Annotated in this window: 11 protein-coding genes; 6 read left to right on the forward strand and 5 right to left on the reverse strand. The window is 70.3% G+C overall.

The genetic code is table 11. The features are described from left to right. The first annotated feature begins 31 nt into the window (after positions 1-31). Complete coding sequence (locus ACFPOE_RS01125) at positions 32-1,870, forward strand: sensor domain-containing diguanylate cyclase (protein WP_376848154.1); 1,839 nt, start codon at positions 32-34, stop codon at positions 1,868-1,870. On the opposite strand, the gene ACFPOE_RS01130 is transcribed toward ACFPOE_RS01125, so the two are convergent. Then, entirely contained in the window at positions 1,867-2,721 is an 855-nt protein-coding gene (locus ACFPOE_RS01130) for an MOSC domain-containing protein (protein ID WP_376848155.1), read from the reverse strand. The genes ACFPOE_RS01125 and ACFPOE_RS01130 overlap by 4 nt on opposite strands. Before the next feature lie 68 nt (positions 2,722-2,789). Between ACFPOE_RS01130 and ACFPOE_RS01135 the strand changes: the two genes are divergently transcribed. Genes ACFPOE_RS01135 through ACFPOE_RS01150 form a run of 4 tightly spaced genes read left to right on the forward strand, consistent with a single transcriptional unit; the run spans position 2,790 to position 7,485 of the window. After that, positions 2,790-3,896 (forward strand): FAD-dependent monooxygenase, encoded by a 1,107-nt coding sequence (locus ACFPOE_RS01135; RefSeq protein ID WP_376848156.1) that lies wholly within the window; start codon positions 2,790-2,792, stop codon positions 3,894-3,896. A 35-nt stretch (positions 3,897-3,931) separates the two neighbouring features. Then, complete coding sequence (locus ACFPOE_RS01140) at positions 3,932-4,654, forward strand: DsbC family protein (protein ID WP_376848157.1); 723 nt, start codon at positions 3,932-3,934, stop codon at positions 4,652-4,654. A gap of 9 nt (positions 4,655-4,663) precedes the next feature. Next, entirely contained in the window at positions 4,664-6,430 is a 1,767-nt protein-coding gene (locus ACFPOE_RS01145; RefSeq protein ID WP_376848158.1) for a M61 family metallopeptidase, read from the forward strand. After that, a complete protein-coding gene (locus ACFPOE_RS01150; RefSeq protein WP_376848159.1) occupies positions 6,409-7,485 on the forward strand; it encodes a DUF3108 domain-containing protein in 1,077 nt (358 codons plus the stop codon). Before ACFPOE_RS01145 ends, ACFPOE_RS01150 begins: the two co-directional genes overlap by 22 nt. Positions 7,486-7,495: 10 nt before the next feature. Here ACFPOE_RS01150 and ACFPOE_RS01155 read toward each other — a convergent pair whose 3' ends face one another. From ACFPOE_RS01155 to ACFPOE_RS01170, 4 genes are all read right to left on the reverse strand, one after another. Continuing rightward, positions 7,496-8,470: a Bug family tripartite tricarboxylate transporter substrate binding protein gene (locus ACFPOE_RS01155; protein WP_376848160.1), complete on the reverse strand. Its 975-nt coding sequence runs from the start codon at positions 8,468-8,470 to the stop codon at positions 7,496-7,498. Between the two features lie 74 nt (positions 8,471-8,544). Further along, on the reverse strand, positions 8,545-9,843 hold the full coding sequence (gene paaK / locus ACFPOE_RS01160; RefSeq protein ID WP_376848161.1) for a phenylacetate--CoA ligase PaaK: 1,299 nt from the start codon (positions 9,841-9,843) through the stop codon (positions 8,545-8,547). Next, complete coding sequence (gene paaI / locus ACFPOE_RS01165; protein WP_376848162.1) at positions 9,840-10,280, reverse strand: hydroxyphenylacetyl-CoA thioesterase PaaI; 441 nt, start codon at positions 10,278-10,280, stop codon at positions 9,840-9,842. Before paaI ends, paaK begins: the two co-directional genes overlap by 4 nt. Then, positions 10,280-11,083: an enoyl-CoA hydratase-related protein gene (locus ACFPOE_RS01170; RefSeq protein WP_376848163.1), complete on the reverse strand. Its 804-nt coding sequence runs from the start codon at positions 11,081-11,083 to the stop codon at positions 10,280-10,282. Before ACFPOE_RS01170 ends, paaI begins: the two co-directional genes overlap by 1 nt. 104 nt (positions 11,084-11,187) lie before the next feature. Here ACFPOE_RS01170 and ACFPOE_RS01175 point away from each other — a divergent pair, with 104 nt between their 5' ends. After that, positions 11,188-11,967 (forward strand): enoyl-CoA hydratase, encoded by a 780-nt coding sequence (locus tag ACFPOE_RS01175; RefSeq protein WP_376848164.1) that lies wholly within the window; start codon positions 11,188-11,190, stop codon positions 11,965-11,967. Positions 11,968-11,987 lie beyond the last annotated feature (20 nt).

Consider the following 11,987-nt stretch of genomic DNA (forward strand, 5'->3'; position numbering starts at 1 on the left):
GTCAGTTCCAGAAAATCAAGGCGGAAAGTGTATGCGATGGCTCGCCTCGCATCCGCTGGCGCGCTGCAAAGCCGCTTTTGGCGCGTGGGCCGCCGCGTTCACGCTGCTGCTGTGGTGCGGCGGGCCGGCGGCGCAGGCGCAGATCGCGCTGGCGGCCCGGCATCCGCCGCCGGTCATCCTGGACGACGCACGCAGCCCGCTGCTGGACCCGGCGCCGGCCCTCGAGTGGACCGATCCGCAGGGCCAGGCGACGCTGGCGCAGGTGGTGGCCGGGCAAGGCGGGTTCCAGCCGCGGCAACCGGAGCGCATCCACGTGCTGGGCACCAGCGGCGTGCTCTGGCTGCAGCTGCGGCTGGTGCGGCCGACCTCCTCGCATTCCGAGTGGATGATCGAGCTGCCGCTGCCGCCGCTGGACGCCGTCACGCTGTACCAGCAGGATCCGGCCGGCAGCTGGCACGGCCAGTCGGCCGGCGACCGGATCGCGGTGGCCTCCTGGCCGGAGCGCGGGCGCTACCCGGTGTTCCGGCTCGAGGTGCCCCCGGGCGAGGCGCGCGACGTCTACCTGCGCGTCACGCACAACGCCCGCTCCGACATCCCGCTGCGCATCGCGTCGGCCACCAACTACGGCCAGCGCATGCAGCTGGCCTACCTGGGCCTGGGGCTGGTGTTCGGCGGCCTGGTGCTGGTGATCGCCGCCTGCCTGGCCCAGAGCTGGCTCTACCGCGACCGGGCGTTCCTCGGCTACGCCGCCTACGCCAGCACGATCGCGCTGGCGATGGCCGCCTTCACCGGCGCGGCCGCGCACTTCCTGTGGCCGCATTCGGGCACCGTCGCCGATGCGGCGCAGGGCGGGCTGGGCCTGCTGTCCGCGGCCGCGGCGATCCTGTTCGTGCGCGACCTCAGCGGCATCGCGGCGCGCTCGCCGCGGCTGGCCGCGTTCGCACGCTGGACCGGCTTGCTGGTGCCGCTGCTGCTGGCCGCCTACGTGCTGGTGGACCGGCCGATCGGCACGGTGGTCCTGGGCGGCTACCTGTTCCTGGCCTGCGCGCTCAACCTGGTCATTGCCTGGCGCGCATGGCGGCGCGGCGACAGGCCCAGTTTCTGGGTCCTGCTGGCCTACCTGCCGATGGGCGTGGCGGTGGTGCTGACGCTGGAACGGATCTTCGGCCTGTCGCCGGCCTCGTGGGCCAACCAGTACGGCCTGGTCGCGGCCATGGCGCTGCAGGTGCCGCTGCTGCTGGTGGCGCTCAGCATCCATTCGCGCGAGCGCCACGGCGCCGTCATCCGCGAGCTGGCCCTGTCCAGCCAGGACGCGCTGACCGGCCTGCTGGCGCCTCACCTGTTCCACGACCGGCTGCGCCAGCTGGTGGTGCGGCACCGGCGCCACGGCGAGAACGCCGCGGTGCTGTTCATCGACCTGGCCAACTGCGCGCGGATCAAGCAGCAGCACGGTTCGGCGGTGGCGGAGCAGAGCCTGCTGCGCAGCGTCATCAAGCTGCGCCGCCTGCTGCGCGAGACCGACACCCTGAGCCGCATCGGCGAGGCCCGGTTCGGATTGATCCTGGAGCGCGCCGGCACCCGGGTCACCGTGATGGACCGCGCCGCCCGGGTGGTCGCGGCCGGCAAGATGCCGGCCAAGGGCACCAAGCCGGACGTGCCGCTGCAGTTCCACGTGGCCGCGGCGCTGCTGGACGAAGTGGAGATGGACACGCCGGAGCTGGAAGCGGCGCTGGCCACGCTGCTGGATTCGATTCCCGCCACCACCCGGCGGCCGATCCGCTTCGTCGGCGAAGTCGCCACCGAGCCGCTGCCGCCGCTGGCGCACGGCGAGGACGGCATCCCGCTGTCCGAGGGCCCGGCGTCGGCCTAGAACTGGTAGCTGGCGCTCACCTGCTGGCCGACCTTCAGGGTCTGGTCGACGCCCTGGACGATCACCAGGTTCATGCCGAAGCTGATCGCACCCTTGAGCAGCTCGTTGCTGCGGCAGGTCCGCAGCATCGCCCCGATCGCCGGATCGATCTGCGCCGTCAGCGGGTCGATGTCCGGGATCGGGCAGCGGCCGCAGGGCTTGACCGGCTGCAGCCGCACCGGCTGCTCGGCGGCGATCTCCAGCATCGCCACCCGGTCCTCGTCGTGCGCCTCCAGGCCCGCCAGCACGATGTTGGGGCGGAAGCGCTCCATCGTCACCGGCGCATGGCCCTGTGCCGCCAGTTTCTGGTTCAGCAAGTCCAGCGATCCCTGGCCCGCCACCAGCAGCGGGAAGCCGTCGCTGAACTGGTTCGGCGCCTCCAGCTCGCCGGTCCACTGGCGGCTCGACAGGCGGCGCCGCTCGGGGTCGAAGCGCACCAGCCTGAGCCGTCGTCCCAGGAAGTCGCTGAACCACTGCGCCGCCACCGGGCCCATGTCGTAGGCCCCGACCTCGTCGCCCCAGATGCGCACGCGCGCCGGCTCCTCCACCGCGTCGATCTGCAGGTGCAGCGCCAGCATGCCGGGCGCCCGCAGCACCACTTCATGGACCTTGAGCTGGGGCCGCACCAGCGCCATCCGCGGCAGCTCGCGCTGGGTGACGAATTCGCCGGCCTCGTCCACCACCATCCAGGCGCGGTCCAGGTCAAAGCCGGTCTCGGTCAGCAGGGCCTGGCCCAGCTCGACGCCGGCGCAGGACTTGACCGGATAGACGAACAGCCGTTCGATGCGGGCGGACAGATCGTGAGCACTCAAGGCATTTCTCCGGGGCGGGGCGGGGGCACAGGGCAGCCGGCATTGTGCCCGGCTCCTACAATGACCCCATGGCGACCGCATTCGATGTCTGCATCCGTGGCGCCGGCATTGTCGGCCGCACCCTGGCCCTGCTGCTGGCGCGCGAACGCCTGCGCGTGGGCCTGGTGGACCAGCCGCCGGTGGCCGGCGCCGGCCACAGCGACGTGCGCGCCTATGCGCTGAACCCGGCATCGCGCGCGCTGCTGGAGATGCTGCGCGCCTGGCCCGACGAGGCCCACGCGACGCCGGTGGCCGCGATGCAGGTGCACGGCGACGACGGCGGCGAGCTCGGTTTCGATGCGGCCGACCAGGGCGTGCCGGCCCTGGCGTGGATCGTGGACGTACCGGCGCTGCAGGACCGGCTCGGCGAGGCGCTGCGCTACCAGCCGCTGGTGGAGCGGCTGTCGGCACCGGCGCCGGCGACGCTGACGGTGGTGTGCGAAGGGCGCGCCAGCGCCACCCGGGCCGAGTTCGGGGTGCAATTCGAGGTCACCGCCTATCCCCAGCGCGCCATCGCCGCCCGCCTGACCTGCGAATTGCCGCATGGCCTGGTGGCGCGCCAGTGGTTCGCCGACGGCGAAGTGCTGGCTTTGTTGCCGATGGGCGGCGCCCAGGGGAACTTGGTGGCGCTGGTGTGGTCTGTCCGGGAGGAGCGCGCGGACGCGCTGCTGGCGCTGGAGCCGGCGGCATTCGCCCTCGAAGTGGAAAAAGCCTGCGGCCGGGCGCTGGGCGCCATGACGCTGGCCACCGAGCGGGCCGCCTGGCCGCTGCAGCTGGCGCGGGCCGGGCACTGGTGCGGACCGGGCTGGGCGCTGGCCGGGGACGCGGCCCATAACGTGCACCCGCTGGCCGGCCAGGGGCTGAACCTGGGGCTGGCGGACGCCAGCGCGCTGGCCGGCGTGCTGCGCGAGAGGGAGTACTGGCGGGGCGTCGGCGACCTGAAGCTGCTGCGGCGCTACGAGCGCTCGCGCAAGGCGGACGTGCTGGCGATGGGCGCCGCCACCGACGGCCTGCAGCAGCTGTTCGCGCAGCCGCAGGGGCCGTGGGCGCTGCTGCGCAACTGGGGCATGCGCGGCTTCGACTACAGCGGACCGGTCAAGCATTGGGTGGCGCGGCGGGCCATGGGCCGGCCCTAGCGCGTTGTGAATTTCAAAAACCGACAGGAATGAAGATGAATCCGATCAAGACCACGCTGGCGGCACTGCTCGCGGCCGCGGCGCTGGCCATGCTGGCCGCGCCGGCCCTGGCGCAGGAGGCCACCATCCGCAAGAACCTGGGCGAGCGCATCCCCCAGCTGCAGAAGATCGACGAGATCACCCGCACCCCGATCAACGGCCTGTGGGAGGTGCGGGTGGGCACCGACATCCTGTACACCGACTCGGAGGGCAACTACCTGATCCAGGGCAGCCTGATCGACGCCAAGCAGCGGCGCAACCTGACCGAGGAGCGGGTGGAAAAGCTGTCGGCGATCGACTTCGACGCGCTGCCGGTGAAGGACGCCTTCACCATCGTGCGCGGCAACGGCAAGCGCAAGCTGGCGGTGTTCGAGGATCCGAACTGCAGCTACTGCAAGCGCTTCGAGCGCGACCTGCAGAAGGTGGACAACATCACCGTCCACATGTTCCTGTACCCGATCCTGGGCGGCGACTCGCCGGAAAAATCGCGCAACGTGTGGTGCGCCAAGGACAAGGGCAAGACCTGGCAGGACCACATGGTGCGCGACCAGACGCCGGCCAATGCCAGCTGCGACACCAGCGCGATCGCGCGCAACCTGGAGTTCGGCAAGAAGCACCGCATCAGCGGCACGCCCACCCTGTTCTTCAGCGACGGCGCGCGGGTTCCGGGCGCGGTGAGCGCGGCCCAGGTCGAGAAGTACCTGGCCGACGCGAAGTAAACCCGGAGCATGCCCACGCCGTCCCAGCGCAGCGCCAGCCTTCACTACCAGGTCGAAGCCGCCGACCTGCACGCCCACCTGTTCCGCGTCACGCTGACCATCGCCCAGCCGGAGGTGCTGCAGCAGGTGTCGCTGCCGGTGTGGATCCCGGGCAGCTACCTGGTGCGCGAGTTCTCCAAGAACCTGCAGCGGCTCGGCGCCCGCCAGCAGGGCCGGGCGATCGCGGTGCAGCAGCTGGACAAGGCCCACTGGCAGGTGGAGTGCGTCCCCAGCAGCCCGCTGGTCCTCAGCTACGAGGTCTACGCCTTCGACAACTCGGTGCGCACCGCATGGCTCGATGCCAGCCGGGGCTTCTTCAACGGCACCAGCCTGTGCCTGAAGGTGCACGGCCAGGAAAGCCGGGTCCATGCCCTGGAGATCCTCAGCGCCCGCAGCACCGGCCACTGGCAGCTGGCCACCGGCCTGGCGCCGTACAAGGTCAACAAGCGCGGCTTCGGCACCTACCTGGCGGCCGACTACGACGAACTGGTGGACTGCCCGGTGGAGCTCGGCGCGTTCTGGAGCGGCGACTTCAAGGCCGGCGGCGTGCCGCACCGGCTGGTGATCGCCGGCGCCGCCGAATCGTGCGACACTGCCCGCCTGCTGGCCGACACGCAGAAGATCTGCGAGGCGGAAATGCGCCTGTGGCACGGCCGCCCCGGCAAGCGGCCGCCGTTCAAGAGCTACCTGTTCATGCTGAACGTGGTGGACGACGGCTATGGCGGGCTGGAGCACCGCAATTCCACCGCGCTGATCGCGTCGCGCCGCGACCTGCCGCGCCTGGGCGAGAGCCGCCAGACCGACGGCTACATCACGCTGCTGGGCCTGATCAGCCACGAGTACTTCCACACCTGGAACGTCAAGCGCCTGCGGCCGGCGGAGTTCACCCACTATGACTACGGCAGCGAGAACTACACGCAGCTGCTGTGGTTCTTCGAAGGGTTCACCAGCTACTACGACGACCTGCTGCTGCGGCGTGCCGGCCTGATCGACGACGCCGCCTACCTCAAGCTGCTGAACAAGACCATCAACCAGGTGCTGCAGACGCCGGGCCGCGAGCTGCAATCGGCGGCGCAGGCCAGCTTCGACGCCTGGGTCAAGTACTACCGGCAGGACGAGAACACGGCCAACGCCACGGTCAGCTACTACACCAAGGGTTCGCTGATCGCCCTGTGCTTCGACCTGACGCTGCGCGCCGAGGGCCAGGCCACGCTGGACGACGTGATGCGGGCGCTGTGGGTGCGCTGCAAGGCCGGTCCGATGAGCGAAGCCGACTTCGCGGCGGTGCTGCGCGAACTGGGCGGCCGCGCCTACAGCCGCGAGCTGGCGGCCTGGGTCCATGGCACCAGGGAGTTGCCGCTGGAGGAGCTGCTGGCCATGCATGGCGTCGGCGTGCTGGAGGAGCCGGCGCAGCTGGCGCAGCGCCTCGGCCTGCGGGTGACCGAAACCAGCGGCGTGCAGGTCAAGCAGGTGCTGCGCGGCGGCGCCGCCGAGGCGGCCGGCATCGCCGCCAACGACGAGTGGGTCGGCGTGGAGGTGGCGGGCAACGGCTGGCGCATGACCAAGCTGGACGACCTGACGCTGTACGCCGGCGCGCACCGGAAAGTCACCGCGGTGGTCGCCCGCGACCGCCGCCTGTTGCGGCTCGAACTGGCTTTGCCGGCCGCTGTCACCACATGGCGGCTGGTCCTGCGCGACGCCGCGCAGGCCCAGCCGTGGCTCGCCGCAACGCACTGATCGCGGCGCTGCTGCTGGCGGTGCTGCTGGGGCATGCACTGGTGCTGCAGTGGCTGGCCTGGCAGGTGCGCGAGCCGTCGGCCCTGCGGCTGATGGCCGCGCCCATGCTGACCCGGATGCTGCAGCAGCAGGCCGCGCCGGCGCCGGTGCCGCAGCCGGTCAGGACCGCCAGGGCGCGGCGCAAGGCACCCGCCGCAGCGATGCAATCGGTCGTGCCCTCGGTGCCGGCCGAAGCGACGGTCACCGCGGCGGCGCCCGAACCGGTGGTGGAACCGGCGCCGCCCGCGCCGGAACCGGTGGCGAGCGAGCCGGCCGCCGCAACCCCGACCGCCGTAGCCACGGCCGACGCGCCGGACGCGGCCACCGCATCGCCCACTGCAGACGCGTCGGTTCCGCCGACCACCGATTCCGTCGGCGTGACGGCCGACGGCTGGCCGATCGACACCCGCCTGAGCTACCAGGTCGGCGGCTATTACCGCGGCGAGCTGCACGGCAACGCCCGCGTCGAATGGCTGCGCGATGGCGAGCGCTACCAGACGCGGGTGGACATCAGCCTCGGCCCGATCAGCGTGATGATGACCAGCCAGGGCCAGGTGCGCGACAAGGAATTGCGGCCCTCCGCCTATGAGGAGTCGGGCCTGGGCAAGCGGCGCACGGTCTCCATCCAGGACAAGGTGGTGCTCAACGACGGCAGCCAGGTGGACCGGCCCGACGGCCTGCAGGACACGGCCAGCCAGTTCATCGAATTGAGCCACATGTTTTCCAGCGGCCAGCAGCCGCTGGAGGTGGGCCGCTCGGTCAGCTTCTGGCTGGCCCGCCCCGGCGGCCTGGACTACTGGACCTACGACGTCACGGACAAGGAGTCGCTGCCGACGCCCTTCCTCGGGCCGGTGGAAGCGTTCCACCTCAAGCCGCGCAAGCCGCAGAATCCGCGCGGCAACATCATGGCCGAGATCTGGTTCGCGCCCACGCTGCAGTACCTGCCGATCCGCATCCGAGTCACCTCGGGCGACGCGAACCTGGACCTGTCGATCGACAAGATCGAGCAGCGCTAGGCCGCGCGCTTCATTCCGGTTCGATCTTCGCGTCGTGGACGACCTTGGCCCAGCGCGGTGCTTCGGCCCTGATCAGGGCGGCGAACTGCTCCGGCGTGCCGCCGCCGACCTCGTTGCCCTGGCCCAGGATGATCTCGCGCAGGCCCGGGTCCTGCAGCGCCTTGTTCAGCGTGGTGTTGAGCAGCTTCACCATGTCCGCCGGCAGCCCCTTGGGGCCGATCAGCCCCTGCCAGTTGAGCACCTCCACTTCCGGGAAGCCCTGTTCCGCCATGGTCGGGATCTCCGGCGCCAGCGGCGAACGAGCCTTGCTGGTGATCGCCAGCGCGCGCAGCTTGCCGCCCTTGATCGACGGCATGGCCGCGTACATCTGCTCGAACATCATCGCCACCTGGCCGCCCATCAGGTCGATGGCGCCGGCCGAACCGCTCTTGTAGGGCGCGTGGATCATGTCGATGCCGGCCGCGTGTTCGAACAGCGCGCCGCTCAGGTGGTGCGTGCCGCCGATGCCGCCCGAGGCGTAACTGAGCTTGCCCGGCGCCGCCTTGGCGGCCGCGACGATGTCCTTGACCGACTTGTAGGGCGAGTCGTTGCGCACCATCAGGATCAGCGGGCCGCGCTCGATCAGGCCGATCGGCACCAGGTCGGTCAGCGGGTCGAAGTTGAGCTTCTTGAACAGCGCCTTGTTGACCGCCAGCGGCGCGAAGTTGCCCATGCCCAGCGTGTAGCCGTCCGGCTTGGCGCGCGCGATCATCTCGGTGCCGATGTTGCCGCCGGCGCCGGCCTTGTTCTCGATCAGGATCGTGGCGCCCAGCAGCGGGGACATCACGCGGGCGACCTGGCGCGAGCGGTTGTCGGCGTTGCCGCCGGCCGCGTACGGGCAGATCCACATGATGGGCCGGGAAGGATATTTGTCCTGGGCCCACGACACGCCGGGGACGGCGACCGTGGCGGCGACGGACTGCAAGAGGATGCGGCGGTTGATCATTGGTTGTCTCCTGGAAGAGCGCTAGCGTACGCCACCGAACTGTCATTCGGCTGTGATTGCCCTGACCGGATCGGTCAGGTTCGCGGCCGCTGGTCGAGGACCCGCCGGGCCTTGCCGGCGCTGCGCTCGACCCCGCCCTCGGCGCGCAGCTCCACCCGCGCGGTGGTGCCGATGAAGCTCTTGATCTCGTGCTGCAGCAGTTGCGCCGCGCGCTGCGCCTCCTGCGAATCCGGCGCCGTCCCGGGCCGCGTTTCAACCGCCACCGTGAGGCAGTCCAGCGGGCCGTCGCGGGTGAGGATGCACTGGTAGTGCGGCGCCAGCTCGCCGCGCCGCAGGATCAGCTCCTCGATCTGGGTCGGGAACACGTTGACGCCGCGCACGATCATCATGTCGTCGCTGCGGCCGGTGATCTTCTCCATCCGGCGCATGGTGCGCGCCGTGCCGGGCAGCAGCCGCGTCAGGTCGCGCGTGCGGTAGCGGATGATGGGCAGCGCCTCCTTGGTCAGGCTGGTGAAGACCAGTTCGCCGAACTCGCCATCGGCCACCGGCCCGCCGCTGTCGGGGTCGATGATCTCGGGATAGAAGTGGTCTTCCCAGATGGTGGGGCCGTCCTTGGTCTCGACGCACTCGTTGGCCACGCCCGGGCCCATCACTTCCGACAGGCCGTAGATGTCGACGGCGTCGATGCCCAGCCGCTGCTCGATCGCCATGCGCATGTCGTTGGTCCAGGGCTCGGCGCCGAAGATGCCCAGCCGCAGGCTGCAGCGCGAGGGGTCGAGCCCCTGGCGCTCGAATTCGTCGGCGATCGCCAGCATGTAGCTGGGCGTGACCATGATGATGTCGGGGCGGAAGTCGTTGATCAACTGCACCTGGCGCTCGGTCTGGCCGCCGCCGAACGGCACCACCGTCAGCCCCAGCTTCTCGGCCCCATAGTGGGCGCCCAGGCCGCCGGTGAACAGGCCGTAGCCGTAGCTCACGTGCACCATGTCGCCGGGCCGGGCGCCGCTGGCGCGGATGCTGCGCGCCATCACCTGCGACCAGGTCTCGATGTCGTTCTTCGTGTAGCCGACCACCGTGGCCTTGCCGGTGGTACCGCTGGAGGCGTGGATGCGCGCGCACTGCTGGCGCGGCACGGCGAACATGCCGAACGGATAGGCGTCGCGCAGGTCGGCCTTGCTGGTGAAGGGGAACTTCGCCAGGTCGGCCAGCGTGCGGCAATCCTCGGGACGCACGCCGGCCGCGTTGAACTTGACGCGGTAGGCGGGCGAATTGGCATAGGCGTGCTGCAGCGTCGCCTGCAGCCGCGCGAGCTGCAAGGCGCGCAGTTCGTCCAGGCTTGCGGTCTCGATCGGCTCCAGCGGGAAGGCCGTCATTGCGGCGCTCCGGCCGGCAGCACCGTGCCCTTGAGCTGGGCGCTCTTGCCGCGGAACATCGCCACCGTTTCGCCGCGCTGGTTGCTCACCTTCATGTCGAAGATGCCATGGCGGCCCTGCACCAGCTGCTCGACGCCCTCGCAGCTGAGCACGTCGCCCAGCTGCGCCGGCCGCAGGAACTCGATGCTGGCGCCCGATGCCACCGTGGCGAAGTTGCGGCTGTTGCAGGCGAAGGCGAAGGTGGAGTCGGCCAGCGTGAAGATGAAGCCGCCGTGGCAGATCTGGTGGCCGTTGAGCATCTCCTCGCGCACGACCATCCGCATCACTGCCCGGCCCGGCTCGCAGGACAGCAGCTCCATCTGCATGAAGTCCTTGCTGGCGCGGTCCACTGCGAACATCGATGCGCCGCAGGCGGCTGCCAGTTGGTGCGCATCCATCATTCGCCCTTGAACGCCGGGGCGCGCTTCTCGCGGAAGGCCATCACGCCCTCGATGTAGTCGTGGGTCTTGCCCAGCGCCGACTGCGTGTCGCGTTCCAGGTCCAGCTGCTGGTCCAGGTCGTTGGACGCCGCGGCGCGCAGCGCGTGGCGGGTCGCGACCAGCGCCCTGGTCGGCATGGCCGCCAGCCGCGTCGCCAGCTTCATCGCGGCCTGCACGCAGTCCTCGCCTTCGGCGGCGACGTCCCAGATCATTCCGTAGTCCTTGGCGTCCCTGGCGCTCATCTTGTCGCCCAGCATCGCCGCGCCGAGCGCACGCGCCAGCCCCAGCCGCTTGATCAGGAACCAGGTGCCGCCGGCGTCCGGGATCAGGCCGATCTTGCTGAAGGCCTGGATGAAGCTGGCGCCGGGCGCGGCCACCGCCAGGTCGCAGGTCATCGCCAGCGAGGCGCCGGCGCCGGCCGCCACGCCGTTGACCGCGGCCACCGTCGGCACGCGCAGCGCCTGCAGCTTGCGCACGGTGGGATTGAAGGCCTGGTCGATCACCGGCCCGGGGTCGGCGCGCTGCACCAGGTCCGGGCCCGGCGCGAAATCGAACTCGGCCAGGTCGGCGCCGGCGCAAAAGCCCCGTCCCGCGCCGGTCAGCACGCAGGCGCGGATCGACTTGTCGGCCTCGATCCGGTCCAGCGCCTCCCACAGCTCGCGGTGCATCTGGCGGGTGAAGCTGTTGAGCGCCTGCGGCCGGTTCAGCGTGACCAGCGCCACGGCGCCTTCGGTGGAATACAGGACGGTTCGATCGGTCATGGCGGTCTCCTGAGCAGGCACTCTAACATTGGCAAACCGGTCGGTCGGCGAATGTTCCGCCTCGGTATAGTCGATGGACAGCAACAGCAATTCCAGGAGCGGCCATGGCCTACGTCAACATCGAAGTGCGCACCGAAGCGGGCAAGGTCGGGATCGTCCAGCTCAATCGGCCCAAGCAGCTCAACGCCCTGAACAACGAATTGATGGACGAGCTTGGCGCCGCGCTGAAGGCCTTCGACGCCGACGCAGCGATCGGCTGCATGATCGTCACCGGCAGCGAGAAGGCCTTCGCCGCCGGCGCCGACATCGGCGCCATGGCCAGCTACAGCTTCGCCGACGTCTACAAGGGCGACTACATCACCCGCAACTGGGAGACGATCCGCAGCATCCGCAAGCCGGTGATCGCGGCCGTGAGCGGCTTCGCGCTGGGCGGCGGCTGCGAGCTGGCGATGATGTGCGACTTCATCATCGCGGCCGACAACGCCAAGTTCGGCCAGCCCGAGATCAAGCTGGGCATCATCCCCGGCGCCGGCGGCACCCAGCGGCTGCCGCGCGCGGTCGGCAAGTCCAAGGCGATGGACATGGCGCTGACCGCCCGCATGATGGACGCGGCCGAGGCCGAGCGCTCGGGGCTGGTCAGCCGCGTCGTCGCGCCGGACAAGCTGATGGACGAGGCGCTGGCGGCGGCGCTGACGATCTGCGAGTTCTCGCAGATCGCGGTGATGGCCGCCAAGGAATCGATCAACCGCTCGTTCGAGAGCAGCCTGAGCGACGGCGTGATGTTCGAGCGGCGCATGTTCCACGCCACCTTCGCGACCACCGACCAGAAGGAAGGCATGGACGCCTTCGTCAACAAGCGCAAGGCGCAATTCCGCCACCAGTAGCGCGGCGCCGCTCCTGCCGG

This window comes from Caenimonas terrae, from assembly GCF_042655405.1.
Classification (GTDB): Bacteria; Pseudomonadota; Gammaproteobacteria; order Burkholderiales; family Burkholderiaceae_C; genus Ramlibacter; species Ramlibacter terrae_A.

Excerpts from the sequence above, each read along its gene's own strand:
- ACFPOE_RS01125 (WP_376848154.1), top strand. The coding sequence starts at position 32 with ATGCGATGGCTCGCCTCGCATCCGCTGGCGCGCTGCAAAGCCGCTTTT.
- ACFPOE_RS01135 (WP_376848156.1), top strand. The coding sequence starts at position 2,790 with ATGGCGACCGCATTCGATGTCTGCATCCGTGGCGCCGGCATTGTCGGC.
- ACFPOE_RS01140 (WP_376848157.1), top strand. The coding sequence starts at position 3,932 with ATGAATCCGATCAAGACCACGCTGGCGGCACTGCTCGCGGCCGCGGCG.
- ACFPOE_RS01145 (WP_376848158.1), top strand. The coding sequence starts at position 4,664 with ATGCCCACGCCGTCCCAGCGCAGCGCCAGCCTTCACTACCAGGTCGAA.
- ACFPOE_RS01155 (WP_376848160.1), bottom strand. The coding sequence starts at position 8,470 with ATGATCAACCGCCGCATCCTCTTGCAGTCCGTCGCCGCCACGGTCGCC.
- paaK (WP_376848161.1), bottom strand. The coding sequence starts at position 9,843 with ATGACGGCCTTCCCGCTGGAGCCGATCGAGACCGCAAGCCTGGACGAA.
- paaI (WP_376848162.1), bottom strand. The coding sequence starts at position 10,280 with ATGGATGCGCACCAACTGGCAGCCGCCTGCGGCGCATCGATGTTCGCA.
- ACFPOE_RS01170 (WP_376848163.1), bottom strand. The coding sequence starts at position 11,083 with ATGACCGATCGAACCGTCCTGTATTCCACCGAAGGCGCCGTGGCGCTG.
- ACFPOE_RS01175 (WP_376848164.1), top strand. The coding sequence starts at position 11,188 with ATGGCCTACGTCAACATCGAAGTGCGCACCGAAGCGGGCAAGGTCGGG.